At 68.9% G+C, this 25,884-nt stretch carries 20 protein-coding genes; 8 read left to right on the top strand and 12 right to left on the bottom strand.

The features are described 5' to 3' along the window. Positions 1-6 precede the first annotated feature (6 nt). The 7 genes from AC6JA9_RS28775 to AC6JA9_RS28745 all read right to left on the bottom strand — a co-directional run bounded on the left by AC6JA9_RS28775 (position 7) and on the right by AC6JA9_RS28745 (position 7,657). A complete protein-coding gene (locus AC6JA9_RS28775; protein WP_223745718.1) occupies positions 7-375 on the bottom strand; it encodes a Rieske (2Fe-2S) protein in 369 nt (122 codons plus the stop codon). Continuing rightward, positions 372-1,709 (bottom strand): homogentisate 1,2-dioxygenase, encoded by a 1,338-nt coding sequence (gene hmgA / locus AC6JA9_RS28770; protein ID WP_408889816.1) that lies wholly within the window; start codon positions 1,707-1,709, stop codon positions 372-374. Before hmgA ends, AC6JA9_RS28775 begins: the two co-directional genes overlap by 4 nt. Before the next feature lie 30 nt (positions 1,710-1,739). Continuing rightward, entirely contained in the window at positions 1,740-2,816 is a 1,077-nt protein-coding gene (gene hppD, locus AC6JA9_RS28765) for a 4-hydroxyphenylpyruvate dioxygenase (protein ID WP_223745720.1), read from the bottom strand. 216 nt (positions 2,817-3,032) lie between these two features. Further along, on the bottom strand, positions 3,033-4,493 hold the full coding sequence (locus AC6JA9_RS28760; RefSeq protein ID WP_497958148.1) for a DUF4340 domain-containing protein: 1,461 nt from the start codon (positions 4,491-4,493) through the stop codon (positions 3,033-3,035). After that, positions 4,490-6,049: a GldG family protein gene (locus AC6JA9_RS28755; RefSeq protein WP_223745722.1), complete on the bottom strand. Its 1,560-nt coding sequence runs from the start codon at positions 6,047-6,049 to the stop codon at positions 4,490-4,492. The genes AC6JA9_RS28760 and AC6JA9_RS28755 overlap by 4 nt, the downstream gene beginning before the upstream one ends. A gap of 36 nt (positions 6,050-6,085) precedes the next feature. Next, positions 6,086-6,892, bottom strand: coding sequence for an ABC transporter permease (locus AC6JA9_RS28750; protein WP_223784107.1), 807 nt, complete (start codon positions 6,890-6,892; stop codon positions 6,086-6,088). Positions 6,893-6,934: 42 nt separating this feature from the next. Then, positions 6,935-7,657: an ABC transporter ATP-binding protein gene (locus AC6JA9_RS28745; protein WP_267701194.1), complete on the bottom strand. Its 723-nt coding sequence runs from the start codon at positions 7,655-7,657 to the stop codon at positions 6,935-6,937. A 227-nt stretch (positions 7,658-7,884) separates the two neighbouring features. Here AC6JA9_RS28745 and AC6JA9_RS28740 point away from each other — a divergent pair, with 227 nt between their 5' ends. Further along, on the top strand, positions 7,885-9,078 hold the full coding sequence (locus AC6JA9_RS28740) for an aspartate kinase (protein ID WP_497958147.1): 1,194 nt from the start codon (positions 7,885-7,887) through the stop codon (positions 9,076-9,078). A 340-nt stretch (positions 9,079-9,418) separates the two neighbouring features. Here the strand turns inward: AC6JA9_RS28740 and AC6JA9_RS28735 are convergent, their stop codons facing one another. Continuing rightward, on the bottom strand, positions 9,419-11,056 hold the full coding sequence (locus AC6JA9_RS28735; RefSeq protein WP_497958146.1) for a right-handed parallel beta-helix repeat-containing protein: 1,638 nt from the start codon (positions 11,054-11,056) through the stop codon (positions 9,419-9,421). A 406-nt stretch (positions 11,057-11,462) separates the two neighbouring features. Between AC6JA9_RS28735 and AC6JA9_RS28730 the strand changes: the two genes are divergently transcribed. After that, positions 11,463-11,855 carry a LysM peptidoglycan-binding domain-containing protein gene (locus tag AC6JA9_RS28730; protein ID WP_141324405.1) on the top strand — a complete coding sequence of 131 codons (393 nt, stop codon included), beginning with the start codon at positions 11,463-11,465 and terminating at the stop codon, positions 11,853-11,855. Positions 11,856-11,864: 9 nt separating this feature from the next. On the opposite strand, the gene AC6JA9_RS28725 is transcribed toward AC6JA9_RS28730, so the two are convergent. Next, on the bottom strand, positions 11,865-12,305 hold the full coding sequence (locus tag AC6JA9_RS28725; RefSeq protein ID WP_223745727.1) for a hypothetical protein: 441 nt from the start codon (positions 12,303-12,305) through the stop codon (positions 11,865-11,867). Between the two features lie 230 nt (positions 12,306-12,535). On the opposite strand from AC6JA9_RS28725, the gene AC6JA9_RS28720 reads away from it, so the two are divergent. Beyond that, on the top strand, positions 12,536-15,205 hold the full coding sequence (locus AC6JA9_RS28720; RefSeq protein WP_497958145.1) for an ATP-dependent Clp protease ATP-binding subunit: 2,670 nt from the start codon (positions 12,536-12,538) through the stop codon (positions 15,203-15,205). Here AC6JA9_RS28720 and cutA read toward each other — a convergent pair. The 3 genes from cutA to AC6JA9_RS28705 all read right to left on the bottom strand — a co-directional run bounded on the left by cutA (position 15,200) and on the right by AC6JA9_RS28705 (position 17,287). After that, positions 15,200-15,526, bottom strand: coding sequence for a divalent-cation tolerance protein CutA (cutA, locus tag AC6JA9_RS28715; RefSeq protein ID WP_223784111.1), 327 nt, complete (start codon positions 15,524-15,526; stop codon positions 15,200-15,202). The genes AC6JA9_RS28720 and cutA overlap by 6 nt on opposite strands. A 76-nt stretch (positions 15,527-15,602) precedes the next feature. Continuing rightward, positions 15,603-16,565 carry an ATP-binding protein gene (locus AC6JA9_RS28710; protein WP_426745714.1) on the bottom strand — a complete coding sequence of 321 codons (963 nt, stop codon included), beginning with the start codon at positions 16,563-16,565 and terminating at the stop codon, positions 15,603-15,605. Between the two features lie 59 nt (positions 16,566-16,624). Further along, positions 16,625-17,287 carry a hypothetical protein gene (locus AC6JA9_RS28705; RefSeq protein WP_141324400.1) on the bottom strand — a complete coding sequence of 221 codons (663 nt, stop codon included), beginning with the start codon at positions 17,285-17,287 and terminating at the stop codon, positions 16,625-16,627. Between the two features lie 281 nt (positions 17,288-17,568). Between AC6JA9_RS28705 and AC6JA9_RS28700 the strand changes: the two genes are divergently transcribed. The 5 genes from AC6JA9_RS28700 (at position 17,569) to cglE (ending at position 25,805) form a co-directional block, all read left to right on the top strand. Next, the gene (locus tag AC6JA9_RS28700; RefSeq protein ID WP_497958144.1) at positions 17,569-21,165 is read left to right on the top strand and encodes a tetratricopeptide repeat protein; all 3,597 of its coding nucleotides are present in this window, start codon (positions 17,569-17,571) and stop codon (positions 21,163-21,165) included. Continuing rightward, entirely contained in the window at positions 21,165-22,625 is a 1,461-nt protein-coding gene (gltE, locus tag AC6JA9_RS28695; protein ID WP_223745732.1) for an adventurous gliding motility TPR repeat lipoprotein GltE, read from the top strand. Before AC6JA9_RS28700 ends, gltE begins: the two co-directional genes overlap by 1 nt. Positions 22,626-22,753: 128 nt before the next feature. After that, positions 22,754-23,032 carry an adventurous gliding motility protein CglF gene (gene cglF, locus AC6JA9_RS28690; protein ID WP_141324397.1) on the top strand — a complete coding sequence of 93 codons (279 nt, stop codon included), beginning with the start codon at positions 22,754-22,756 and terminating at the stop codon, positions 23,030-23,032. Between the two features lie 79 nt (positions 23,033-23,111). After that, entirely contained in the window at positions 23,112-25,067 is a 1,956-nt protein-coding gene (gene gltG, locus AC6JA9_RS28685; RefSeq protein WP_497958143.1) for an adventurous gliding motility protein GltG, read from the top strand. 105 nt (positions 25,068-25,172) lie between these two features. Continuing rightward, positions 25,173-25,805, top strand: a complete 633-nt coding sequence (cglE, locus tag AC6JA9_RS28680) for an adventurous gliding motility protein CglE (RefSeq protein WP_141324395.1) — start codon at positions 25,173-25,175, stop codon at positions 25,803-25,805. Positions 25,806-25,884: the final 79 nt, after the last annotated feature.

The following is a 25,884-nucleotide window of genomic DNA, read 5'->3' as shown; positions in this document are numbered from 1 at the left end:
CGCCGCTCAGGTGGTGACGACCATGCCGTCCTCCACCTTCACGGGCCAGGGCGTCAGGGAGGCGCCGTTGCACGGGCCTCCCACGCACCTGCCGTCGTCGGGGCGGAAGAGCGCGCCGTGCCAGCCGCAGACCAGGTGCTGCTTGTCCGGCGTCAGGTACTGGTCCAGCACGCGCGCCAGCGGCAGGCCCGCGTGAGGACACCGGTCCACGAAGCCGTGGACCTGGCCGTTGTGGCGCACGAGGAAGCCGTGGAAGAAGGCCTCCTCTATCTGGAGGACGAAGTTGCGCGCGCCCGGGTCCGAGAGGGAGTCCACCGGGCACAGCGTGACATCAGGAGGCGTCGTCCAGACGCGCTGCCGGGTCGGAAGGCTCAAGGCAGACGGGCCTTCTCGAAGCCCGCCCAGCAGTCGTCGTAGTCGAGCTGCATGGACGACGTCTCCATGGCGAAGCGCGTGGGGCGGATGACCCAGCGCGACTCGAACATGAACGCCATCGTGTCTTGAATCTTGTGCGGCTTGAGCTCCGCCTTGATGGCCTGCTCGTAGCTGGCGCGGTCCGGACCGTGCCCGCTCATGCAGTTGTGCAGCGACGCGCCGCCCGGAGCGAAGCCGCCGGCCTTGGCGTCGTATACGCCCTGCACCAGCCCCATGAACTCGCTCATCACGTTGCGGTGGAACCAGGGCGGCCGGAACGTGTCGTCGGCCACCATCCACCGCGGCGGGAAGATGACGAAGTCGCAGTTGGCCGTGCCGGGCGACTCGCTGGGCGACGTCAGCACCGTGAAGATGGACGGGTCCGGGTGGTCGTAGCTCACCGTGCCGATGGTGTTGAAGCGCGCCAGGTCGTACTTGTACGGCGCCAGGTTGCCGTGCCACGCCACCACGTCGAGCGGTGAGTGGTCGAACCGCGACGCCCACAGCCGGCCCTGGTACTTCTGCACCACCAGCGTCGGACGGTCCACGTCCTCGAAGGCGGCCACCGGCGTGAGGAAGTCGCGCGCGTTGGCCAGTCCATTCGAGCCGATGGGGCCCAGGTCCGGCAGCCGGAAGAGCGCGCCGTGGTTCTCGCAGATGTAGCCGGCGACGGGGCCGTCCGGCAGCTCCGCGCGGAAGCGCACGCCGCGCGGCACGACGGCGACTTCACCCGGGCGCAGCTCCAGCACGCCCAGCTCCGTCACCAGCGTCAGCCGCCCCGCCTGCGGGACGAGGAGCAGCTCTCCGTCCGCGCTGTAGAACACCTTGTCGGTCATGGACCGGTTGGCGCGGTACAGGTGGATGGAGATGCCGCAGCTCGTGGCCGTGTCGCCGTTGCCGGCGTAGGTGATGAGACCCTCGACGAAGTCCGTGGGCTCCGTGGGCATGGGCTGGGGGCTCCAGCGCATGCGGTTGGGCGAGGGCGGCACCTCGTCGAAGGGACCGCCGCGCACCAGCCCCTGGGGGTGGGGTTGATACGCGGGATGGTTGGCGCTCGGACGCAGGCGGTACAGCCAGGAGCGCTTGTTCTCCCGGCGCGCCACCGTGAAGGCCGTGCCGGACAGCTGCTCCGCGTACAGTCCGAAGGGGACCTTCTGCGGAGAGTTGCGCCCCACGGGCAGCGCGCCGGAGACGGCCTCCGTCGCCACTTCGTTGCCGAATCCGGAGAGGTAGTCGCCGGGCGCCTTTCGGAGCCCGCTCTTCGGAGGTACCGCGGTTCGATTCTCGAGGGTCACCGTGAAGTTCCTCCGGAGTCGGGCCGGGAGCTACTTCCGGGACTTCTCCACCTTGATGACGCCGCGGCGGATCTGGTCCAACTCGATGGACTCGAACAGGGCCTGGAAGTTGCCGTTGCCGAAGCCCTCGTTGCCCTTGCGCTGGATGATCTCGAAGAAGATGGGGCCGAAGAGGTTGTTGGTGAAGATCTGCAGCAGCAGGCCCTCCTGCTCGTTGCCGTCGATGAGGATGCGGTTCTTGCGCATCCGCTCCAGGTCCTCACCGTGGTTGGGCACGCGCTTGTCGACCAGGTCGTAGTAGGCCTCCAGCGTGTCCTGCAGGTCCACGCCGCGCGCGCGCAGCCGCTCGACGGTGCCGTAGATGTCCTGGGTGGACAGGGCCAGGTGCTGGATGCCCTCGCCGTTGTACTCGCGCAGGAACTCCTCGATCTGCGACTTCTCGTCCTGGCTCTCGTTGAGCGGAATCCGGATGGCGCGGTCCGGGGCGATCATCGCCTGGCTGAACAGGCCCGTGGCCTGGCCCTTGATGTCGAAGTACTTCTGCTCGGTGAAGCCGAAGATGCGGTTGTAGAAGGTCGACCAGGTGCGCATCTGGCCCCGGCGCACGTTGTGCGTCAGGTGGTCCAGCGACTCCAGGCCCACGCTGTTCTTCGCCTCGGACTCGGCGGCGCCGGGAATCTGCACCCAGGAGTCGTAGAGGGTGCCGGCCGCCCCGTGACGGTCGATGAGATACAGCAGGCTGCCACCGATGCCCTGGAGCACATAGAAGCCCTCGCCCAGGGAGCTGGTGGCGGGGTCCGCGGCGACGGCGCCACGCTCCAGCGCCAGCTCGTACGCGGCGCGGGCGTTGGCCACGCGGAACGCCATGGCGTTGGCGGACGGGCCGTGCGCGGCGCGGAACTCGGCGGCCTGACCCGTGGGCTCCTGGTTGATGAGCAGGTTGATGTCGCCCTGCTTGTAGCGGACCAGCGCCTTGGTCGGGTGCCTGGCGTAGGCCGTGAAGCCCAGCTTCTCCACCAGCGCCACCATCGCCTCGGGCGCGGGGCTCGTGAACTCCACGAACTCAAAGCCATTCAGCCCAATCGGGTTTTCCGCCGTGGTCGCCATGACACTGCCTCCGAACATCATCTACGAGTGTGACCAAAAGGTAGGGAGGGGCGGAGGAGGAGGAAAGCACAAAGAATTGCCAGAGAATGTCAGCGGCCCGCACCATCTCCCCAGGGAAGGCCCACGCGAATGTGCACGAGGCGCGCGTCAAATCCGGCGGCGCGTCGCGTCACCTTTCCGACGTAGTGGATTGTCACGATGCGGCCGTGTGTGCCCTCACGGGCCGCGTGCGTTGGCGGGCTCCGCTGCGGGCGCGGCGTCCATCAGGTCCTCGGCTCGCTGGGGCAGGGCGAGGCCCTCGACGGAGACCTCCATCACCTCGGGGCCGGAGCCTCGGGCGTAGCGCAGCTCGGAGGACTCCGGGACTTCGGTGCCCAGCCACAGTCGCGCCAGCTCCTGGCCCTGGGCGCCCAGCAGCACCGCTCCGCGCGAGGCGTCGTCGATGCCGTACTTCGCCCAGCTCCGGGGCTTCGCCTCACCGAAGCTCGTGGCCTTGATGGCGCCCAGCGCGCGCAGCAGCGACACGACGCGGAAGTGTTGCGCCTTGCCCTTCACGGGCGACTCCACCTGCCAGGACTCGGTGCCACCGTCGCCCTCGGCCGCGTTGACCAGGGTGATGGCGGGCGCGCCGCCGCCTGGATGGAACACCACGCGCCGCACGTCCTCGCGGCGGAAGCTCAGCACGTGCTTGTCCTTCAGCTCGAGCACGTCCACGTCCAGCACGTCGAGCGCGCCCTCGGGTACCTCGGCCAGCGTCGCGACGAAGCCCTGCTCACGCAGCGCATGGAAGCGAGGCGCTCCGTCCTCCATCACCTGCGCCATCCGGATGCGCACCGTGTCGCCCGAGGTCCGCGTGAAGCGAGCGTCGACCTGTGGCGCCTCCAGGCCGAGCTTCTTGCGAGTCTCCGGTGTGTCCTTGGGGAAGGAGAGCGCGCGGTGCTCCTTCAGCGCCTTGAGCAGCGCGGACACCCGGGCCTCGTCCGCGCGCTCGGAGACGGGCTTCGTCAGCCGCCAGCGCGAGGTGCCCTTCTCATGCTCCAGCACGTAGGTGTGCGTCCGAGCGCGGACCTCGATGCCCGCAAGCGCGGTGACCTCCAGCTCGCCGAGCAGCTCCTTCGAGCGCAGCGCGAAGGTGTCCTTGTCCAGGCTCCAGCGCACGGAGCCCTGCGCCGCGTACACCTTGGGGTCTCCTTCGCGGCGCACGTACACGGAGCCATCGAACGTGTTCTCGACGCCGCCATGCAGCGTCACCGCGTGCGGCGAGCCCGACACCTGGGCCTGCGCCGTCACGGTGAACACGGGCGAGTCGAGCCCGTACTTCTTCAGGTCCGCGTCGGTGGGGGCCTCGGCCACCAGGGTGCTCGACTTCGAGCGCTCCAGGGTCTCGAGCAGGGCCTCCACGGCCGCCGGCTCCGCGCGGGCCTGCACGGGCGCGACGATTCGCCACGAACCGTCCGGCCCACGCTCCAGCTCGGTGGTGTCACCTTGCGCGCGAACGGTGATGCGGGTGAACACGGGCGCCGCGTCCTTGCCCGTCGTCGTCCCTGTCGGAGGCGCGAAGAGCTGCTCCGCCACGGCTTGCTCACGTGGCTCGCGCGGCCCGGACTCCTTGCACGCGGGCAGCGCTCCGGTGCCGAGGACGAGCAGCGCGACGAACCCTCCGCGCGAGGCGCTCACTTGTTCCGCCGCGTCAGCCAGATGGCCAGTCCCAGGCCCATCATGGAGAGGGGAATCAGGTCGGTGGAGATGAAGCGGATGTGGTCCATCGCGTCCGTATCCAGCTCCAGCGTCGACACCTCGCGGTCCGGAGGTCGCATCGTCACCTTGGTCACCTGGTTGGAGGCCCAGCCCAGCGTGTTCATCACCAGGTTGCGGTTGGGCTCGTGGCCCCAGTTCGGGTCCAACAGCAGCTCCGAGTCGCCCACCACCACGAGCCGCGCCTCGTCGAAGCGCTTGTCGGCGGCGTCCTTCGTGTCGCGGACGATGGCGGCCGCGAGCGTGAGCTGGCCCGTCTTCTCTCCATCCGACGGCACCGCGTTCTCGTCGGGCTTCGTCTCCACCCAGCCGTGCTGTGAGGTGTGCACCAGCGGCTCCACGCGCACGCCCTCGGCCATGCCCTCGCGCAGCACGGTGAGGCTGCGCGGCGTGGGCAGCTCCACGTTCAGGCCCCGCTGCTTGAGCGGCGCGACGATGGCGTGGGTGCTGTAGAAGGGGGACTGCACGACGTACGGGTTGCCGCTGTTGAACTGCGCATCCGCGGCGATTCCCTCGTCCACCAGGATGCCGTGCTCGGCGAGCAGCTCGCCCAGTCCATCCACGAGCCCCGCGTCGGTGAAGTAGACGAGCCGTCCACCGCTCGCGAGGTACTTGCGCAGCACGGCCACCTCCGGCTGCGTGTACGGCACGCGGGCTCCCGCGATGACGACGAGCGAGGCATCGCGGGGGATGTCCGTGGTGCCCACCAGGTACATGGCCTCCGCGGCGTAGCCTTCCTGGAGCAGCTGCCGGCGCAGCTCCGACAGCGAGCCGCCCGGGTCCGAGGGCGCGGCTTCATCCTTGTCGAGAGGCCACTCGCCGTGCCCGGTGATGAAGTAGACGCGCTGGGTGCCCACCGCGCCCAGCTTGATGAGCGCGTTGGTGAGGTCCTGCTCGGACACAGCGGCGAGCGTCGTGTGCGACTCGCCGCGTGCCAGCACCACGCTCGCCTGACCTTCCTTGAGCTGGTACTTCGAGGCCATCTCGGGAGAGCGGCGCGGGTCCCTGAACTCGTACTCGAACTTCGCCGGCGCCTCCGCGTGGTAGCGCTGGAAGAGCGTCTCCAGCAGCGCGTAGGACTCGTGCGTCGGGGGCAGGAAGCCGATGGCCTTCACCTTCTCCGGCATCGTGCCCAGGGTGGCGATGGTCTGCGGCGCCAGCGTGTGGATGCGCTCCTTCGTCAAGTCCCACTGCGGCGCCTGCTGATGGGCCACGTAGTTGATGCCCACCAGCGCGCCCAGGACGCCGAGCACGGTGAGGACGGAGGTGATGAAGAAGGTGCTCGACTTGCGCGTGGCGAGCTGGCCGAACTGCTTCAGGTTCGTGGCCAGGTACACGCCGACGAGCGCCAGGCCCACGCCCGCCTTCACCCCCGAGGCGATGAGGCTGCCGGAGGTGATGAAGAGGGTGAAGGGGCTGGAGACGAGGAGCAGCAGCCCGAAGGCGCCCAGGTACCTGCCGATGAGGGTCGCGTTCATGTCCGGGGGGTGCCTTTCACGTGAGGGCGGGCCACGTCACGAGACCCAGCGTCGCGCTTCCACGGTGCGGTGCGTGAGCACCAGCGAGAAGACGATGACGGAGGCGAAGAAGACGAAGCTCTTCACGTCCAGGATGCCCTTGAGCAGGTTCTGCAGCTGCGCGTCGAAGGACAGGTGCATCAGCACCGAGCGCGCCGGCTCCTCGGCCCCCTGCGCCACGCCGGACAGCAGCATCCACGGCAGCAGCACCGCGAAGGTGAGGAAGGCCGCGAGCATCTGGCTCTCCGTCAGCGCGGAGATGAACATGCCCACCGCCATGCACGTCGCGCCCCACAGGAGGATGCCGCCGTAGCCCAGCATCACCGTGGACCACTCCAGCGCGGTGCCGGAGTCCGCCTTGCCGAACGCGGAGAGCACCACCGGGAAGACGAGCGTGAGGCCCAGCGTGGCGCAGATGATGCCGACTCCGCCCAGGTACTTGCCCAGCACGATTTCGATGGGGCGCACCGGCGCGGTCATCAGCAGCTCGAGGGTCTTGTTGCGCTTCTCCTCCGCGAACAGGCGCATGGAGAGGAAGGGGGCGACGAACAGGGTGATGATGATGACGATGCCCCACAGCTGGACGACGACGCCGTCGGTGAGGTTGCGGTACGCGGTGAAGTCCTCGGGCAGCTGGGACCAGTTCGTGCGCCGCGCCATCTCCTGCACCTGCTGGAATCGCTCCAGCAGGCCCACGAAGAAGAACGACGAGAGCGCCACCATCGCCGTGAAGACGCCATAGGCCCACGGGGTGGTGAAGTAGAGGGACAGCTCCTTGCGAGCGATGGCCAGGGCGATGCGCATGGGCCGACGGGTTTCCTTGGAAGGGGGACGAAAGGCGCGCGCTCAGGCGGCGGTCAGCTTGATGAAGACTTCTTCCAGCGACGCGCTCTCGGCGGTGCCCTGGGTTCCGGCCAGCTTGCGGAGGTCGTCGTAGGCGGCGATGCGCCCCTGGTTGAGGATGAGGACCTTCTCGCACGTCATCGTCACCTCCGGGAGGATGTGCGTGGAGAGGATGACGGTGTGCTTGCCCGCGAGGCTCTTGATGAGCGCGCGCACCTCGGCGCGCTGGGCGGGGTCGAGCCCTTCGGTCGGCTCGTCGAGGATGAGCACCGGCGGCGAGCCGAGCAGCGCCTGGGCGATGCCGGTGCGCTGCTTGTAGCCCTTGGACAGGTTCGCGAGGACGCGGCCCAGTACGTGGGTGACGCCGGTGAGGGCGGCCACACGCTCCACCTCGGTCTTCTGCTCACGCGAGGGCAGGCGCTTGAGCGAGGCGACGAAGCGCAGGTAGCTCTCCACGGTCATCTCCGGGTAGAGCGGCGGCGTCTCCGGCAGGTAGCCGATGCGGCGCTTCACCTCGAGCGGATGCCGGTGGACGTCGAAGCCACCCACCCGGGCCACTCCCTCCGACGCGGGGAGGAAGCCGGTGAGGATCTTCATCGTGGTGGACTTGCCCGCGCCGTTGGGCCCGAGGAAGCCGAGGATTTCGCCCTCTTCGACGCTGAAGGTGAGGTCGTCGATGGCCACGCGGTCGCGATACCGCTTGGTGAGGTGCTGCACCTCGATCATCGCCATGGGGAGGCTCCAGGAAGACGTGCTCGACCTGGGCCGCCGGCCGTGGAGGTGTGTCTCGGACGGCCCGGGCAGAACCGCCGCCGACTATAGGAGGGGTCTTCGGGGTGTCAAGGCGACGCCCGGCGAGTGGCCTGGGTGCTTCCCTTCGCTGGCCGGGCTCCTGCAAGACTCCACTCCGGTGTGGTTCCCCGGACACGCCCAAGAAGGGTAGTGAGACGCTCATGCCTATCGTGGTCCAGAAGTACGGCGGCTCGTCGGTGGCCGACGTGGAGAAGATTCGCAAGGTGGCGCGCCGGGTGAAGGACAAGCGCGACGCCGGGTACCAGGTGGTGGTGGTGGTGAGCGCCATGGGCGACACCACGGACGAACTGCTGGCGCTGGCCAAGCAGGTGTCCCCGGACCCCGCGCGGCGGGAGCTGGACATGCTGCTGACGTGCGGCGAGCGCATCTCCATGGCGCTGCTGTCCATGGCGCTCCAGGAGATGGAGGTGCCGGCCATCAGCTTCACGGGCAGCCAGAGCGGCATCATCACGACGGACGCGCACGCGCAGGCGCGAATCGTGGAGGTGCGGCCCTACCGCATCCACGACGAGCTGGCGCGGGGCAAGGTGGTCATCGTCGCCGGCTACCAGGGCGTGTCCTACAAGAAGGAGGTCACCACGCTGGGGCGTGGCGGCTCGGACACGACGGCGGTGGCGCTGGCCGCGGCGCTGGAGGCGGAGGCGTGTGAGATCTACTCGGACGTGGACGGCATCTTCAGCGCGGACCCGCGCGTGGTGCCGGACGCGCGCAAGCTGGAGTCGCTGAGCTACGACGAGATGCAGGAGCTGGCGAGCGCGGGCGCGAAGGTGCTCAACGCGCAGGCGGTGGAGTGGGCGAAGTCGCGCGGCATCGCCATCCTCGCGCGCACGGCGCACGCGGAGGGCAGCGGCACGATGGTGCGTGAGCTGACCGCGCCGTCGGACAGTCGCATCAAGGGCGTCACCGCGGACGCGGAGCTGGCGGTGCTCGCGGCGGGCGCCGAGGTACCGCTGGCGGAGCTCCTGGAGTTCCTGGACGCCCGGGGCGTGCGAGGCCGCTCGCTCGGGTACGACGGGCTGACTGGGGGCGCCGGGCACGCGTACCTGCTGGTGCCGCTGGCGGACATCCACGGGCCGGAGGCGCTGCGCAAGGAGCTGGCCACGCGCTTCGGCGCGTCGGTGACGTGGCGCGAGGAGCTGGGTACCGTCACGTGCGTGGGCGTGGGCCTCAACGCGGACTGGGCGCCCTTGCGTCAGTCGCTGGCGGCGGCGGAGGAGCTGGGCGCGAAGGTGCATGCCGCGCACACGTCTCCGCTCCAGCTCACGCTCCTCGTGGACAAGCCGCACCTGAAGCCGCTCACGGCGCGGCTGCACCGCGAGCTGCTCGGCGCGTAGAGGCGAGGACCGACGGCGACACGGCTCTCGCACGTTGGATGCATGAGGCTGTGCCGCCGCCGCTTGGCGCGTAGCGGGGCGCTCTGCTCGACCTGCTCGCCAGCATTGGGTGCATGAGGCTGGGCGTCACAGGCTGTGCAGGGCGCGGCGGTTCGCGGCGCGGCCAACGGGCGCAAGCCTTCCGTGGTGGCGCTGCGGCGGGCGTGGGTCCTCTCCTGACAGCCCACCGGGACGTCGCAGCGTCGCTGAGCGGGCGGATGCCGCGAGCCTCGAATTCGCGACTCACCGCGCGAAGCAACCTCCCACGCGACAGCCCGCGTGGGAGGTCATCACCCGCGTGCTACTCGGTGAACTCCGCCGTCGCCGTCTGCAGGCCGGTGGGACAGTCGGACTCGATGGCGCCCACGTCCGGCGCGGCGCCGCAGTAGGGCAGGCCCAGGTCCATGCCCTTGTCCACCGCGCCCGGCCCGGGCTCGAGCGAGTCCGTGTCGACCAGCGCGTTGAGCGCTTCGATGGAGGTGACGTCCTGGCCCTCCTGCTGCTTCCACGCGGCGAACAACGTCCCCACCCACGACAGCTCGGGGACGAAGAAGTTGCCCGTCGTGAAGTTGGCGCCCGGCCGGTAGAGGTTGGACTCCATCTTCAAGCCCGGCGCGCTGTGGCCCAGGTGCACCGCGTTCTTCGTGTCGAAGATGTTGTTGCGCACAGCGACGTTGGTGGAGTCGCCCCCCGTGCCGTGGCCGAGCACCAGCGCGAACCCGTTCGTCCCCGTCACGGTGTTGTGCAGCACGCGCACGTCCACGCCGTTCTCGATGCGGATGGCGGAGCCCTCGGGCGTCTTCAGGTTGAAGATGCGGTTGCGCCGGATGGACACGTTGGTGGGCGGGGCATTCAAGCGGTTGCCGCCGATGGCGACGCCCAGCGAGGCCTGCGAGATGTCGTTGTCCTCGATGATGATGTTCTTCGCGGAGTAGTGCACCACGATCGCCTCGCCCCGCGACGTCGCGGACTTGGTGAAGCCGTGCATCCGGTTGCCGCGCACCGTGACGTCGTGGCACGTCTTGATGTCCACCGCGTTCTCGCGGTTGTCATACATGTCGTTGCCCTCGATGAGGACCCCGGCGGCGGGCGCGTCGTTGCTGAAGCCCTCGGGCCCCAGGCACTGCACGGAGTCACCCGAGTTGTCGTGGATGTCGTTGCCGCGCACGGTGATGTTCTTCGACGTGGGGGCGATGACGACGCCGTGGGAGTCGGTGCTCCCCTGGGCGAAGTGGTGGATGTGGTTGTTCTCGATGGTGACGCCCCGCGCGCCGGCGTCGGTGCTGATGCCGCTGCCGAAGGAGCCGTGGTGCAGGTCGTTGTTCGCCAGCACGCTGCCCTGCGTGTCACCGGCGAACGTCACCGCGACCTGGCGCTGGCCGCGCACGTCGAACTCGAAGCCCTCGATGCGCCAGTTCGGCCGCTGCACGAGCGCCATGTACCACCCGCCCGAGGTGGGGACGATCTTCGCCTTGCCCTCGCCACGCAGGGTGATGGGCGCGCTCGCGGTGCCCGCGCGCACGCTGGAGTCGAACACCAGCTTCTCCGCATAGGTGCCCGCCTGGACGCGGATGATCTCGCCTGGACCCGCCAGGGTGATGGCCTTGGAGATGGTGCGCAGCGGCCTCGACTCGTTGCCGGCCGCGGAGTCGTTGCCGGACGGACTCACGAACCACTCGCGGGAGTACTGGGGCTCGGTGGGCGCCTCGGGTGAGGGCGTGTCCGGAGTGGTGGGCGTCGTTGGAGACGGTGTTGGAATCTCCGTGACGGGGGGCGTGGGGTCCGGCTCGGGCTGCTGGGGATTGCCGGTGGACGGGAGGGTGGGGCGGGTGGGGTTGGGGATGGCGCCCGAGGGGGAGGTGGACTCCGTGTTTCCGGTACAGGCGAGGCCTCCCACGGAGAAAGCTCCGATGAGGCACAGGCTGCGCAGCGTGGACATGGGGGGTTGACTCCTCTGGGGGGGTGAGCGAGCCAATGAACGTCCGGGAGGGCGAGCGCTATTCTGGCTCCCCGCGCCGACCGTTCCCTCGTGAAGCAGGCGACCTGTCTTCCTTCCCGCGCGAGAAGCACTGGTGAAGGAGGGCCGTGGCTCGGTCCATTCCGGTACCACGAAGCGCCAAGCCGATGGAACGTCACTCGTGCTCGTCCACTTGACGGGCGGCGATGGCTCGCAAGGCCCGTCGTCGAGCGACGAGGCAGTCACTCGTGACTGTGTCCGTTACGCGGCGAACACGAGGGCCTGGAGGGCGAGACAGGAGTCGAGGCGGGCGTGCCTACAGTGCGCCGCCTCGCACGCTGGCCGCTGCGTGGACATCGTGCGACCGGACCCGACAGGAGGAGCGCCCATGGCCCTGCAGAACGACTATCAGGACGTGCTCGAGGTGGCGAAGACGGTTGGCGCGAAGGTCGAGTCCCGAGAGGAGAACGGGAAGCTCATCCTCAAGGGCTCGGTGGACCACGCGTGGGACCGCGACCGCATCTGGGATCAGATCAAGGCGAAGCACGCGAACTGGCAGCAGGAAATCATGGTCAACCTCACCGTGACGAACGCGGAGCCGTACGGCCTCTACACGGTGAAGTCCGGCGACACGCTGGGGAAGCTGGCCAAGGACATCTACGGGGACGTGAAGCTGTACCCCAAGATTTTCGAGGCCAACAAGGACCAGCTCAAGGACCCGGACAAGATCAAGGTGGGCCAGGTGCTCAAGCTGCCGCCCAAGTCGATTGCGCAGGCCTGACGGAGCCGGTCAGGGCAGCAGGCCCGGGATGCTGCCACCGGGCCTCGGCGTGAGGTGGAAGCGGATGGAGCCTGGCGCCAGCAGGCACGCCGGAGGCACGGGGGCCGGGAGGATGGCCCGGTGCGGTGGCCGCGAGCACATGCCGAGCAGCGGTCCGGTGGAGTAGGGCGCCCAGGGCCATCCACGGTCCACCCGCTCCGGGAGACGGGGCGGCTCGGGGGCGTCGCTCAGGGCGAGCGAGTCCTCCTCGGGCAGCGGCGTCGTGTCCGGCACGAAGACGATGCCCTCGGGGATGGGCTCCTCGCGCTCCGGTGTCCCGATGATGGCCGCGATGCGCTCGGCGCCCTCATCCCGCGACGCGACCCGTCCCGAAGTACACGCACACAGCACCGTGGCGCCCAGGAGGGCGAGGCGTGCGGAACGGGCTGGGAGGGTCAGGCGAGGCGACATGGCTCTCCGGGGCGCTCGGACCGATGTTCCCCTGGGGCTGACCCGAAAGGAAGATGTGCGGCCGGCCTCACGCGGGGGCAATGTCCCCGGGGGTGAGGTGACGCGCTCATGCGTGTCCACCCTCCGAGGAGCAGGAGGGCGCCTCGTCAGCACGCCTGCTCGTGGCCGAGCCCCACGCCCGCCTCCGTCCCTAGCTTGCCCGAGGGAGTGGAGCGCGGAGGTCGTCGACCATGCTGTGTCAGAACTGTGGAACGCGCCCGGCCGCGGTCCAGCTCAAGAAGCGGATGGAGGGACAGGAGACGACCCTCCAGCTCTGCAACCACTGCGCGAGCGCGATGGGCGTGGGGCTGAGCGGAGCGAACGGCTTCGGCAGCCTGGAGAGCCTCGTCGAGCAGTTGATGGGCCCGCGCCCGCGGAGCCGGGAGAACCTGCTCACGCAGCTGTCGGAGATGGCGCAGCAGGTGTTGGAGCGCGCGGCGCGGATGACGCTCGACTCGGGCTATGAGCGGATGCGCATCGAGCATCTGCTGTTGTCGTTGTTGCACTCGGTGCCGGAGCTGCGCGAGGCACTCAAGCACCTGGGCGCGCCCGTGGACGAGTTCGAGACGCGACTGGACGCGGTGATGCCGCGCCGCGAGCCGCGCAAGGCGGCCGTCGTCGCGCTGTCCTCCGGCGTCAAGCGCGTGCTCCAGATCGCGCGGCTCCAGGCCCTGCAGATGGGGCACAGCTTCATCGGTCCCGAGCACCTGTTGCTGGGCATCCTGATGGAGGCGGAGAGCTTCGCCGCGCAGTTCCTCTCGGGCGTCGACGTCAACGAGCTGCGCAAGCGCCTGATGGCCTCGATAGGGGGCCCGACCACGCCCGCGCCCGGAGGCGCAGCCCGTCAGGGGGGCGGAGGCCTGCCTCCGAACCTCACGCGCTTCACGCGGGATGTGTCCGCGCTCGCGCGAGCCGGCGAGCTGGACCCGGTCATCGGGCGCGAGAAGGAGATCAGCCGCGTCATCCGCATCTTGAGCCGCAAGACGAAGAACAACCCGGTGCTCATCGGCGAGCCGGGTGTGGGCAAGACGGCCATCGCGGAGGGGCTCGCGCAGCGAATCATCTCGGGAGATGTGCCGGAGGTGCTCAAGGACAAGCGCGTGCTGTCGCTGGACCTGGGCAGCGTGCTGGGAGGCACGAAGTTCCGGGGCGAGTTCGAGGAGCGCTTCAAGGGACTGATGGATGAGATTCGCGCCCTCAAGGGGCAGATCATCCTCTTCATCGACGAGGTGCACACGGTGGTGGGCGCGGGCGGAGCGGAGGGCGCGATGGACGCGTCCAACCTGCTCAAGCCGGCCCTGGCGCGGGGCGAGCTCCAGTGCCTGGGCGCCACGACGCTGGACGAGTACCGCAAGAACATCGAGAAGGACGCCGCGCTGGAGCGCCGTTTCCAGCCGGTCATGGTGGCCGAGCCCACACCGGAGCAGGCCATCGAAATCCTGCGCGGGCTGCGCGACGCGTACGAGGCGCACCACCGGGTGAAGATCCTCGACACGTCGCTGACGGCGTCCGTCGAGCTGTCGGACAAGTACGTCAATGACCGCTTCCTGCCGGACAAGGCCATCGACCTGCTCGACGAGGCCTCCGCCATGGTGCGCCTGGGCGCGCGCACCGCGCCGGACCGCCTGGGCGAGGTGGAGGCGATGCTGGAGCAGAAGGAGAAGGACAAGAGCGCCGCGGTGGCGGGGGAGCGCTACGAGGAGGCCAGCCGGCTCAAGGGTGAAATCGAGACCCTGCGCACCGAGCTGGAGGGGCTGCGGACCCAGTGGCAATTGAAACGCGGTGTCACCGAGCCCTCCGTGACGCCCGAGGACATCGCCACGGTGGTGAGTGAGTGGACGGGCATCCCCGCGCGCAAGCTGCAGCAGGAGGAGAGCCAGCGACTCTTGGAGATGGAAGACGCGCTGAAGCAGCGCGTGGTGGGGCAGGAGGACGCGCTCCGGGCCATCGCTGAAGCCGTGCGCCGTGCGCGCGCGGGGCTGAAGGACCCGAACCGGCCCATCGGCTCGTTCCTGTTCCTGGGGCCCACGGGCGTGGGGAAGACGGAGACGGCGCGCGCGCTGGCCGACTACCTGTTCAACGACGAGGCCGCGATGATCCGCCTGGACATGTCCGAGTTCCAGGAGCGCCACACCGTGAGCCGTCTCATCGGCGCGCCGCCCGGTTACGTGGGCTACGAGGAGGCCGGGCGACTGACGGAGGCCGTGCGGCGCAGGCCCTACTCGGTGCTGCTGTTCGACGAGGTGGAGAAGGCCCACCCGGACGTGTTCAACCTGCTGTTGCAAATCCTGGATGACGGCCGGCTCACGGACTCACGCGGGCGCACGGTGGACTTCAAGAACGCGGTCATCATCATGACGTCCAACCTGGGCTCGGAGGCGATGGGGGCCGCGAGGGCGGCGCTGGGCTTCCAGCGCTCGGAGGACGAGGAGAAGACGGGCCGGGAGCGCGCCAGCGAGGCGGTGATGAACGCGCTGCGCGGCCACTTCCGTCCGGAGTTCATCAACCGCATCGACGACATCATCGTCTTCCATCCGCTCAACCCCGCGCAGTTGAGGCGCATCGTCGACACGATGCTGGAGGCCACCCGCCGCAAGCTGCACGGGCAGAACCTGCGCCTGGAGCTGACGGACGCGGCGCGCGACGCGCTGGCGGAGCGGGGCTTCGAGCCGCGCTATGGGGCAAGGCCCCTTCGCCGCGTCATCCAGCGCGAACTGGAGACGGAGATCAGCCGCATGCTGCTCCGAGGCTCGGTGAGCGAGGGCCAGCGCATCCTCGTCGACTTCCAGGACGGACACTTCGTCTTCACCGCGGACGCCGGTGTCTCCGTCACGCCCGAGCCGACGACAGCCCCGTCATGACGGCGCGCGGGTGCTGTCCAGGATCCAGGCCAGGTAGGGCGCATGGCCACCGGCGATGTCGAAGCGCAAGACTTCCGGCACGTCGTAGGGGTGCAGCTCGACGATGCGCGAGCGCAGGGCGTCGAAGAGGGAGGCGCGCGTCTTGAAGAGGATGAGCGCCTCCGCGTCGTCCTGCACCTTGCCCTCCCAGTGGTAGATGGAGCGCAGCCCGGGGAGGATGTTGCCGCACGCGGCGAGCTGCTCCTCCACGAGGCTTCGCGCCAGCTCGGCGGCCTTGTCGGCGGAGGGCGCGGTGACGAGGACGAGGATGGCGTCGGTCATCCGCGCATTGACGCAAAGGACCCGCGGGCACGTCCACTGTCGTGAGCCGGAATACCCGGCTCCGACCCGGAAGCGCTCAGCGGCCCGCGCTGCGCATTCCCGCGGGCGGGTTGTGCAGCGAGTCCATCTCCTGCCGCGTGCGCCGACGGTCCGGCGTGTCCTTCGGCAGCTCCACGAAGGTGCACATCTCGCACAGGCGGCTGTAGATGCGCTCGCCCACGCGCTCGCGCAGCAGCTCGTAGTCCTTCACCGCGGCACGCGCGTCCTCCGTGGACCGGTAGCCCGTGGGCCCGTGGGTGCGCTGCTTCTTCTCCGGCTCCAGCGAGTAGTTCGTGGCGAACAGCGTGGTGCGCCCCGCGTTGTAGCGGCGGGCGATGAGCTCATCGAGCGTCTCCATCTCGAAGGGACTGCCGCGCCCCTTGCCCAGCTCGTCGATGGCCAGCACCTCCACCTCCGACAGCGGTCCGATGATCTCCCCGCCGCTCTTGCCCTCCTGGAAGCCGCGCCGGATGGTGGCGTAGAGCAGCGAGATCTCCACGTACCGCGCCCGCACGCCCACCTCGATGACCAGGTGGCCGAGCGTGGCCGCGAGCAGGTGCGTCTTCCCCGTGCCCACCGGGCCACTCAAGATGAAGCCCTTGGACGTCGCGCCCTTCACGTACTGGTGGCCGAAGTGCATCGCCACGCCGCGGCCCCGGTCCTGCGCCTCGTTGAAGGCCCGGTAGTTGTCGAACGACGCATGCGCCACCACGCCGGGCAGCCGCACCTCGTTGTAGAGCGACACGCGCCGCCGCCGCCGCGTGCACGAGCACGGCTCCATCACCTCGTAGCGCTTGGGACCCACCTTCTGGCTGAAGACGGCCTCGCGCTCCACGAGCACATGGCCACGTCCCTCGCAGACGGAGCAGCTCTCCGAGCACACGCACACGCGCGCCTGGGCCTGGTCTCCCTGCCGTTCGATGACGTACGTCCGGCCGGAACACACACGGCAGCCGTCGCCGCCCACCTTCGCTCCCACACCCATCTCGCGCATCGCCATAGCAGAGCCCTTCCCCGTCCCCTCGTGAACTGAACGCACGAGCAGTGTCGGGCCGCTTCTCACACTTCCTTCACGCCCAGTCGTCGCCGCACCGCCGCCACCAGGCGAAAGCGCCGCGACAGCTTCCTCGCGCGCACGGACATCACCTGTTGTTCGCTACCCACCGAAAGCGCGTCGCGCCACACCTGGTGACGTTGAGAGAAGGGCAGGGCGCGCAGGAGCACCAGGAAGCTCAAGGACTCCTGGGCATCCAGCGCGGAGGGCTCCTCCGGAACGCGGGCCAGCACCGTCCCACGCAGCCACGCCACCCGGGGCGCCAGCGTGGAGTCCCGCCCCGCCAGGTCCTCGAGCGCGTCCACCAGCCGGGCGTGTCGGGTCTCTTCCCACGACAGCGCCTTGCGACGTCGCGAGGGGGCCTCCGGCTCCGCGGCCACGCCCGCGCCCGCCGCCAGCGCGCGGTACTTCTTGATCTCCGCGTCCACCTGCCGCCGGCACGCGCGCAGGTTGCGCAGCACCGGCTCACCCGGACGCGCATCCCACAGGGCCTTCTCCGCGGAGCGGGAGATGCCTCGCGCCACCACCTCGAAGGGCACACCCTCCCGGGCCCACGCCGTGAGCAGCTCCGTGTCCAACGCCGACAACATGAGCCCCGCGCCACGCACCGCGAGGAAGTAGTCCTGCACCAGCTCCTCGAAGCTGGCGCTCTCCGGCAACAGGCTCATGATCCAGCGCGACTCCCAGCAGGGCGACCGGACAGCCGGCCGTCCGCTCCCCCATACCCGGTGGGTCCGACAAGGCAACCACCTTGTCGTCCTTTTCACAGTCGTTCTGGAAGTTTGCCGGCATGCTTTCCACTTCTGGAGCGGCCAGCCAGTCAGGGTTGACCCTGCCCTTGGAAACCGCGCATAGTGGTTCTCCCCGAATGGAAATTCCCGAAGATTCCCGGCCACTTGGCTGTCTGGCAAGCAACCGGGGACGCCGGTCCCCCCCGCTTAGGAAGACCATGCGCCGTTCGCTCCTCGTCTGCCTCGTGCTCCTGGCCACGGCCTCCGCCGCTCAGGAGAAGAAAGCGCCGCGTGACGCCGACCTCGGCAGGAAGTCCGCCACCGCGGTGGACAAGTCCCTTGCCGGAGACATCACGCGAGAGAAGAAGAAGGAAGAAGTCGCTCCCGCGCTCCAGTACGACCAGTTCCGCCTCGGCGTCGAGTTCCAGGTGGCTTCCAAGCGGCGCGAGCAGATCGCCTCGCTGAAGAAGATCATCTCGCTGTCGCCGGACCCGAAGGAGGTCCCCAGCCTGTTGTTCCGGTTGGGTGAGTTCTATTGGGAGGAATCGAAGTTCTACTTCTTCGAGGCCAACCGCAAGGACGACGACCTGCTCAAGGCGATGAACGCCAACGACGCCGCGGGCCAGCAGCGCGCCAAGGCGGAGAAGGCGGAGCTCGTCGCCAGGCAGAAGGAGTACGGCAAGCTCGCCGTCGAGCAGTACACGAAGATCGTCCAGGAGCACCCGAAGTTCGAGCGCACGGACGAGGTGCTCTTCTTCCTCGGTCAGTACCTGATGGAGGAGGGCCAGGACAGGAAGGCGCTCGTCGCCTTCAAGCGCCTGGTGGAGAAGCACCCGACGTCCAAGTTCATCCCCGACGCGTACCTGGCGTTCGGCGAGTACTACTTCAACAACTCCAAGGGCAAGCGCCCGGAGCTGGAGAAGGCGCTGGTGGCCTACAAGAAGGCCGCCGAGTTCCCTGAGAGCCAGGTGTACGCGTTCGCCCTCTACAAGCAGGGTTGGTGCCACTACAACCTGGGCGACTACGAGGCGGCGAAGGACAAGTTCAAGACCGTGGTGCTCTACGGCGAGCTGGCCGGCGCCAACGCGGTGGAGAAGGACGGCGGCAAGAGCGGCCGTGGCTCGCTGGTGCGCGAGGCCCGAACGGACTACGTGCGCGCGTACGCGCATCAGGGTGACGTGGCCCAGGCGCGCGCGGACTTCGGCAAGGTCGCGTCCAATCCGGACGACCGCTTCACGATGATGAAGCAGCTCGCCAACATGTACTACGGCGACGGCAAGGACCGCGAAGCGGCGCTGACCTTCAACTCCCTCATCAAGGAGAAGCCGCTGTCGCCCGAGGCGCCCGGCTTCCAGGGGAAGATCGTCGACTGCATCCTGCGCATGGGCAACAAGGAGCGCACCGTGGCCCAGGTGCGCCGGCTCGTGAAGATCATGAAGGAGGTCGAGGGCTCCGGCGTCATCAAGGAGGACAAGGACAAGAAGCTGCTCGCCGAGGCGAAGGAGCTGTCCGAGCGCACCCTGTCCAACCTGGCCGTCACCTGGCACAACGAGGGCAAGAAGACGCGCAACGAGGACACGTTCCGCTACGCGGACGCGGTCTACAGCGACTACCTCACGCTCTTCCCGGACAACCCCAAGGCGTACGACCTGCGCTTCTTCTGGGCGGAGCTGCTCAACGACAACCTGCAGAACTACGAGAAGTCCGCCGCCAACTACACGCTGGTCGTCCTGCAGGACGCCAAGGTGCTGGAGGCCAAGGACGACAAGGGCAAGCCCAAGCCGGGCAAGCCGGGCAAGTGGCTGCAGAACGCCGCCTACAACGCGGTGCTCGCGTACGACGAGGTCGTCAAGACGGCCGAGTCGCGCGGCGAGGCGAAGAGCGAGGGTGTGTCTTCCGACATCACCAAGAAGGCCACCATCCCCACGCTGAAGAAGGCGCTGCTGGACGCGTGCGAGCGCTACCTCAAGTACGTGCCCAAGGGCGACAAGCGGGTGGAGATCGCCTTCAAGGCGGCCAACATCTACTACCGCCACAACCACTTCGACGAGGCGGTGCTGCGCTTCAGCGAGATCGCGCTCGGCTACCCCGAGTACAAGTTCGAGGACGGCTCGCGCGCGGCGGAGATCAGCGCCAACCTCATCCTGGACTCGTACAACCTGCTGCAGGACTTCGCGAAGGTGAACGAGTGGGCGCGCCGCTTCTACGCCAACGACAAGCTGGCGACGGGCAAGTTCCGCGACGACCTGGCGAAGCTCATCGAGCAGTCGTCCTTCAAGCTGGTCAGCCAGCTGGAGGAGAAGAAGGAGTTCGCCAAGGCGGCCGAGGCGTACCTCAACTTCGTGCACGACTTCCCGCAGACGGAGATCGCCGACCTGGCGCTCTACAACGCGTCCGTCGACTACTACAAAGCCAAGATGCTGGATAAGACCATCGAGGTCCGCGCCCGGCTCTTCGCGCAGTACCCCCGTTCCAAGTACGTGCCGGACTCCATCTACGCGAACGCGGAGGCGCTGGAGGCCATCGGCGACTTCGAGCAGGCCGCGACCACGTACGAGCTGTACGTGAAGGGCTACGAGCGCAGCCTCGGGGAGAAGGGCGGCGGCGGCGCCAAGGCGCGCGGCAAGAGCGCCAGGAACGCCAGGAACGCCAGGAAGGGCGGCGGCGACGACAACAAGCCCGCCGTGGTGCAGAAGTGGGACGAGTCCAAGGCGCAGGTGGCGCTGTTCAACGCGTCCACCTACCGCGAGGGCCTGGGCCAGACGAAGGCCGCGCTGAAGAACCGCGAGCGCTACCTGGAGCTGTGGCCGAAGGCGAAGGACGCGGACGACATCCGGCTGTCCATCATCGACCTGACCGGCAAGAGCGGCGCGGCGATGAAGGCCATCAAGATGCTGGAGGAGTACGAGCGCGACAACATGCGCTCGGCCAGCAAGTTCCTCACGGCCGAGGGTCGCATCATCGACCTGTACAAGAAGATGAACAAGACGCGCGACGTGGTGCGCATGTACAAGCGCGTGGGCGAGCACTTCGACCAGCTGCCGCGCCGCGTGCAGACCACGCTGGAGAAGCCCGCGCTGGCCACCGCCGCCCAGGCGCACTTCCTGGGCGTGGAGCCGGACTGGGCCGAGTACAAGCGCCTGAAGCTGTACTGGGGCGCCCCGCCGTCGCCGGACCGCTTCCGCGCCAGCATCCAGGACAAGAGCCGCGCGCTGCAGGTGGTGGAGAAGAAGTACGTGCAGACGGTGTCCCTGGGCGCGCCCGAGCCGTCGCTGTGCGCGCTCAACCGCATCGGTCTGGCGTACGACCACTTCGCCGACCGCGTCACCAACGCGCCCATGCCCCGCGGCCTGGACGAGGAGTCCCAGCAGGCGCTGCGCGACGAGTTCTCCAACCAGGCCCAGCCGCTCAAGGACAAGGCCACGGAGGCCTTCGCCGCCACGGTCGCCAAGAGCCGCGAGCTGGACGTGTTCAACGACTGCGCCGCCGAGGCGCTGAAGATGCTGCGCACGACCTACCAGCCGGACCGCTACCCGGAGATGCACGAGGAGAAGGTCGCCCTGAAGAGCCGCAGCCAGCTCATCGGTGGTGACGTGCTCGCGGGCATCCAGGACGTGCCGCCCCCGGCGCCCACCGCGGTGGCCGAGGCCCAGAAGAAGAAGGAGACGCTGCAGGAGGACCTCACGGACCTCACCGCGCAGCTGCGCTCGCAGACCGAGACCCAGGTGGACACCAAGTCCACCGCCTCCACCCCGGATGGCACCAAGCCCGCCAAGTCGGGCGGCGCCGACGAGGAGCCGGAGGACTTCCTCTAATGAACCGGACGACCCGTACCATGCGCCTGTTCCCCCTGCTGGCCGCCGCGGCGCTCATCGCCGCCGGCTGCTCCTCGTCCAAGGCCACCGGCCCCGCGGCTCCGTCCAAGGGCCCCGTCGCGAAGTCCCCGTCGGATGCGCCGCCGCCGCCCATCTCGAACACGGCCAAGGCCCGCTTCGAGGACGCGGTGAAGTCCTTCGACACGCAGAAGAAGGCCAAGGCGTTCGACTACCCGGCGCTGGAGCGCAAGTTCAAGTCGGCCCTGGAGTCCGACGCGAACCTGGCGGAGGCCGAGTACAACCTGGGCGTCATCGCCGAGCGCCAGGGCAACACCACCGAGGCCAAGGCCCGCTACAAGGCCGCGCTCACCAAGAAGCCCTCGCTGCGCCAGGCGTCGGAGAACCTGGCCGTCATGGAGCAGAACGCGGGCAACGTGGCCGGCGCCGTGGCCCTCTACCAGGAGGTCCTCCAGCGCTACCCGGACGACGCGCAGTCGCGCGCCCGTCTGGCGGAGATCTACCGGCAGCAGAACGACCACGACAAGGCGATGGAGCTGTCGCGCGGCGCGCTGATGCGCGACCCCGCGTCCACCACCGCGCTGAAGGTGATGATCCGCAGCTACCTGGACCGCAAGCAGCTCTCCATGGCGAAGCTGGTGGCGCTGCGCGGCGTGAAGCTGGACGGCGCGGACCCGGAGCTGCACCACCTGGTGGGCATCATCCAACTGCGCGAGGGCAACGCGGACGACGCGCGGCTGTCCTTCAAGAAGGCACTGGAGGCGCGCGACGACTATGTCCCCTCGCACGTGGAGCTGGCCCAGCTGTCGCTCGACGCGGAGGACTACCCCGGCGCCGAGGAGCACCTGCGCCGCATCCTGCAGGCGGACGGGAAGAACGCCACCGCGCACCTGAACCTGGGCCTCTCCTACAAGGGCCAGGGGCAGTACGACAAGGCGATGCAGGAGTACGACGAGGCGGAGAAGCTCGACCCGGAGCTGGCGGCGGTGAGCCTCAACCGCGCCATCATCCTGCACAAGGTGAAGGACGCACCCGAGCGCGCCCTGGAGCTCTACAAGAAGTACGTCGCCATGGCGGGTGACGGCGTGGGCCTCTCCGGTGAGTCCCCGGTCTTCGGGCTGCTGCGCGAGGCGGAGACCCTCGTCAACGCCAAGCGCGAGGCCGCCATGGCCGAGCAGCAGGCGAAGAAGATGGAGGAGCTCCAGAAGCAGCAGCAGTCCCAGATGCAGGCCGCGGAGAAGAAGAACCAGGAGAAGAACCAGGCCCCGCCCCCGGGTGGCGCCGTGGCTCCGGTGGCCGGCTCCGGCACGGGCGCGCAGGCCACGCCCGCGGGTGGGACTCCGCCCCCGTCGCCCGCACCTGCACCCGCGCCCGCGGAGAAGAAGAATGCAGGCACGGCGGATCCTTCCGAGCCGGGTGAGCCCGAAGACGACCTGCTGTGAAAGTTGGGACGTCCCCGGGTGCCTTCGCTGTGGCGGGCCCCGGGGCGATGATGCGAACCTTCGCGGTGTCCGCGTCAGCGGACACACGGTGTGGAACGGGCCCGGCGGGGCCCGCGTGGGAGACAGTGATGCGGAAGGCTCTGATGCTGTGCGCGGTGCTCTCGGCGGCGACCGCGTTCGCCCAGGATGACGACGCCGCCAGGCCGGCGGGTGGTGGGGCGGGCGACGGCAATGTGCGCTACTCGAAGACGACCAACATCGACTTCGAGGACGACACCATCGAAGGCGACCTCACCAAGCCGGACGGCGAGTACATCGACGCCCGCGAGAGGGTGAAGCACTCGAACCTCATCCGCATCCGCGAGGACTTCGAGGACAAGGTGATGCAGTCGGTGGGCGAGCTGTAGTTTCCGCCTTCCTGCGCCGGTGGGAACCTGCCGGCGCGCGCGTTGTCATACCGGGCATTGACCCCACGCAGGAGCCTTCATGGCCGTTCCGCTGACACTCAAGGTCTTCAAGGGCGAGACGTTGGTCACGTCCAAGGACTACGAGCGCGACATCATCAAGATTGGCCGTCTGTCCTCGGCGCACCTGTGCCTGGAGGACGAGAAGGTCAGCCGCATCCACTCCGTCATCGAGGTCGCCGGCGACGGCTCCATGTCCATCATCGACATGGGCAGCGTCGAGGGGACGTATGTCAACGACAAGCGGGTCAACAAGGGCCAGCTGTCGTTCGGTGACAGGATTCGCGTGGGTGGGACGACCATCCACCTGGAGAACCCGGCCGCCGTGGCCGCGGTGAACCTGGCCGTCGCCGCCGCGAGCACCGACGCCACCACGGAGAAGAACCCCGTGCTGGCCGCGGGCGCTCCGGCCGCCGGGCTCGCGCAGGCCGCCGCCGTGGCCGCCGAGCCCGAGGCCCCCGCTCCGGCCGCCGCCGCGAGCTCGGGCGCGCTGGATGCCTCCGTCGCCGCCACGCAGAAGAACGCCATCGTGGCCGCCGAAGAGCAGCCCGCTCCCGCGGCCCGCGAGGCCGCCGCCGAGGCCGCGCCGCGTGCTCGCACCGTGCGCCGCTCCAAGTCGAGCGGTCCGCAGGGCGTGGCGCTGCGCTTCTCCTGGGGCGATCAGCGGGTGGGCGAGTTCTTCGTGGGCCCGGGCGCCAAGCGCGCCGTGGCGGTGGGCAGCGCCGCGGGCGTCGACTTCGTCATGGGGGACGCCAAGCTGGGCGGCCCGCGCTTCGAGGTGCTCCGCACCGACGGCCAGTCCTTCACCGTGCGCTTCACCGGCAAGATGAAGGGCGAGCTGGTGCGCAAGGGCGAGACGCAGGAGCTCAAGGCGGTCATCGAGTCCGGCAAGGCCTCGCACGAGGGTGACGCGTACACGCTCACGCTCGACGCGGAGGACTTCTTCTGGGTGGACCTGGGCGGCGTGACGATGGAGGCCGTCTTCCAGTCCGTTCCCAAGCGCGTCGTGGCGCCGCTGGGCGAGTCGCTGGACTACACCGCGCTCAACATCTTCCTGGTGATGTTCTTCGCGGCCACCGCGTTCGTCATCACCGCGATGAACCGCACCGGCGAGGGTGACGAGTACGCGGACGAGCTGTCCGCCAACTCCGCGCGCATCGCCAAGCTCATCATCAAGCCGCCCGAGGTGCAGAAGAACAAGTTCCTCGAGCGCCTCAATCAGCAGAAGGAGGCGAAGAAGAGCGGCGAGATGGCGGCCAAGAGCCGCGGTGACGAGGGTCAGATGGGCAAGAAGGACGCGCCCAAGACCAACAACCGCACCGCGCCCAAGGGCGACCCGAACAAGAAGGACGAGGCGCGCGCGCTGACCGCGAAGATCTTCGGCGGCGGCAAGGGCGGCATCTCCACCGTCTTCGGCAGCAAGGGCCTGGGCGGCGACCTGAAGAGCGCCATGGGCAACATGTTCGGCGCCAAGGCGGGCAACTCGGGCGGCTTCGGCGGCCTGGGCCTGCGCGGCTCCGGCGGCGGCGGCGGCGGCACGGGTGACACCGTGGGCATCGGCGGCATCGGCACCAAGGGCCGCGGCGGTGGCACCGGCAGCTACGGCACCGGCGTGGGCGTTTTGGGCGGCAAGTCCAGCGTGGACGTGGGCATCACCTCGTCCGACCCGGAGGTCATGGGCTCGCTGGACAAGGAGCTCATCCGCAAGGTCATCCAGGCCAACCGCGCGCAGATCCGCTACTGCTACGAGAGCATGCTCAACCGCTTCCCGAAGCTGGGTGGCAAGGTGGCGGTGAAGTTCGTCATCACGGCCACCGGCTCCGTGGCGTCGTCCTCGGTGGCGCAGTCCACGGCGGGCAACGCGGAGCTGGAGACGTGTGTGGCGGGCCGCGTTCGCACCTGGAAGTTCCCCGAGCCCAAGGGTGGTGGCGTGGTGGTCGTCACCTATCCATTCATCTTCAAGCAGTCCGGCGAGTAGCGCGCCGGATGTTCATTGTCGGACGGGCGGCCCTTCCCCGGGGCCGCCCGCGCAGTCACCCCGGCTCCCGTCCCCCGTGGGAGCCCCCGTCAACCTCAGGACCGCATGAAAGCCCTCGCCCCCATTGCCCTGTGTGCCGCGTTCGTCCTCCCCATGGCCGCGAGCGCACAGCAACCACCCACCACGGCGACGGGCGACCGGCCCGCCACCACGTTCGATGAAATCGAGCGGGGCTTCTACTTCGCGCTGCTCGGCGGTCCGCTGTTCGTGACCAACCCGCCCGCGGCCGAGGGGACGCCCCGGCCCTTCTCCTCCGGCCCCATGGCCCAGGTGGAGGTGGGCGTGGACCTGGGCGAGCGCATCTCCGTGGGCCTGTTCGTCATGGGCTCCAGCATCCGCACCAGCGCCGAGTACATCGGCGAGTCCGGCGGCGCGGTGTCCGGCGACTACTCCACCTTCGTCCCGGGCGCGGTGCTGCGCGCGCGTCTGGTGGGCCTGGCCGACAGCCAGGAAGTGAAGCGCACGTGGTTCTATCTCCGCGCGGGCGCGGGTTATGCGATGTTCTCGCCGAAGCGTCTCCTTCCGGATTCCGACATTCTTGTGTTTGCCGGGCCCGGAGTGGAGTACTACACACGGTTGCGCCACTTTTCCGTGGGGCTCGAGGTCACGGGGAACTACCTCGTTTCCGGAGGCTCGTTCGGATTCGCTGTGGCGCCGAACATTCGCTACGCGTTCTAGCGGGAGATAGACGTGCCTCAGGAGAATGGAAGCGGTGGGCCGCGCCAGGGTGGGCGCGGTCGTGACGGGGGTGCGCCGG

The organism is Myxococcus sp. MH1 (assembly GCF_059738865.1).
This window is presented reverse-complemented; position numbering and strand designations above follow the sequence as displayed.

Bases quoted from the DNA above. Each gene is read 5' to 3' on its own strand.
- hppD (WP_223745720.1), bottom strand. From the start codon at position 2,816: ATGGCGACCACGGCGGAAAACCCGATTGGGCTGAATGGCTTTGAGTTC.
- AC6JA9_RS28755 (WP_223745722.1), bottom strand. From the start codon at position 6,049: ATGAACGCGACCCTCATCGGCAGGTACCTGGGCGCCTTCGGGCTGCTG.
- AC6JA9_RS28750 (WP_223784107.1), bottom strand. From the start codon at position 6,892: ATGCGCATCGCCCTGGCCATCGCTCGCAAGGAGCTGTCCCTCTACTTC.
- AC6JA9_RS28745 (WP_267701194.1), bottom strand. From the start codon at position 7,657: ATGATCGAGGTGCAGCACCTCACCAAGCGGTATCGCGACCGCGTGGCC.
- AC6JA9_RS28740 (WP_497958147.1), top strand. From the start codon at position 7,885: ATGCCTATCGTGGTCCAGAAGTACGGCGGCTCGTCGGTGGCCGACGTG.
- AC6JA9_RS28735 (WP_497958146.1), bottom strand. From the start codon at position 11,056: ATGTCCACGCTGCGCAGCCTGTGCCTCATCGGAGCTTTCTCCGTGGGA.
- AC6JA9_RS28730 (WP_141324405.1), top strand. From the start codon at position 11,463: ATGGCCCTGCAGAACGACTATCAGGACGTGCTCGAGGTGGCGAAGACG.
- AC6JA9_RS28725 (WP_223745727.1), bottom strand. From the start codon at position 12,305: ATGTCGCCTCGCCTGACCCTCCCAGCCCGTTCCGCACGCCTCGCCCTC.
- AC6JA9_RS28720 (WP_497958145.1), top strand. From the start codon at position 12,536: ATGCTGTGTCAGAACTGTGGAACGCGCCCGGCCGCGGTCCAGCTCAAG.
- cutA (WP_223784111.1), bottom strand. From the start codon at position 15,526: ATGACCGACGCCATCCTCGTCCTCGTCACCGCGCCCTCCGCCGACAAG.
- AC6JA9_RS28710 (WP_426745714.1), bottom strand. From the start codon at position 16,565: ATGGCGATGCGCGAGATGGGTGTGGGAGCGAAGGTGGGCGGCGACGGC.
- AC6JA9_RS28705 (WP_141324400.1), bottom strand. From the start codon at position 17,287: ATGAGCCTGTTGCCGGAGAGCGCCAGCTTCGAGGAGCTGGTGCAGGAC.
- AC6JA9_RS28700 (WP_497958144.1), top strand. From the start codon at position 17,569: ATGCGCCGTTCGCTCCTCGTCTGCCTCGTGCTCCTGGCCACGGCCTCC.
- gltE (WP_223745732.1), top strand. From the start codon at position 21,165: ATGAACCGGACGACCCGTACCATGCGCCTGTTCCCCCTGCTGGCCGCC.
- cglF (WP_141324397.1), top strand. From the start codon at position 22,754: ATGCGGAAGGCTCTGATGCTGTGCGCGGTGCTCTCGGCGGCGACCGCG.
- gltG (WP_497958143.1), top strand. From the start codon at position 23,112: ATGGCCGTTCCGCTGACACTCAAGGTCTTCAAGGGCGAGACGTTGGTC.
- cglE (WP_141324395.1), top strand. From the start codon at position 25,173: ATGAAAGCCCTCGCCCCCATTGCCCTGTGTGCCGCGTTCGTCCTCCCC.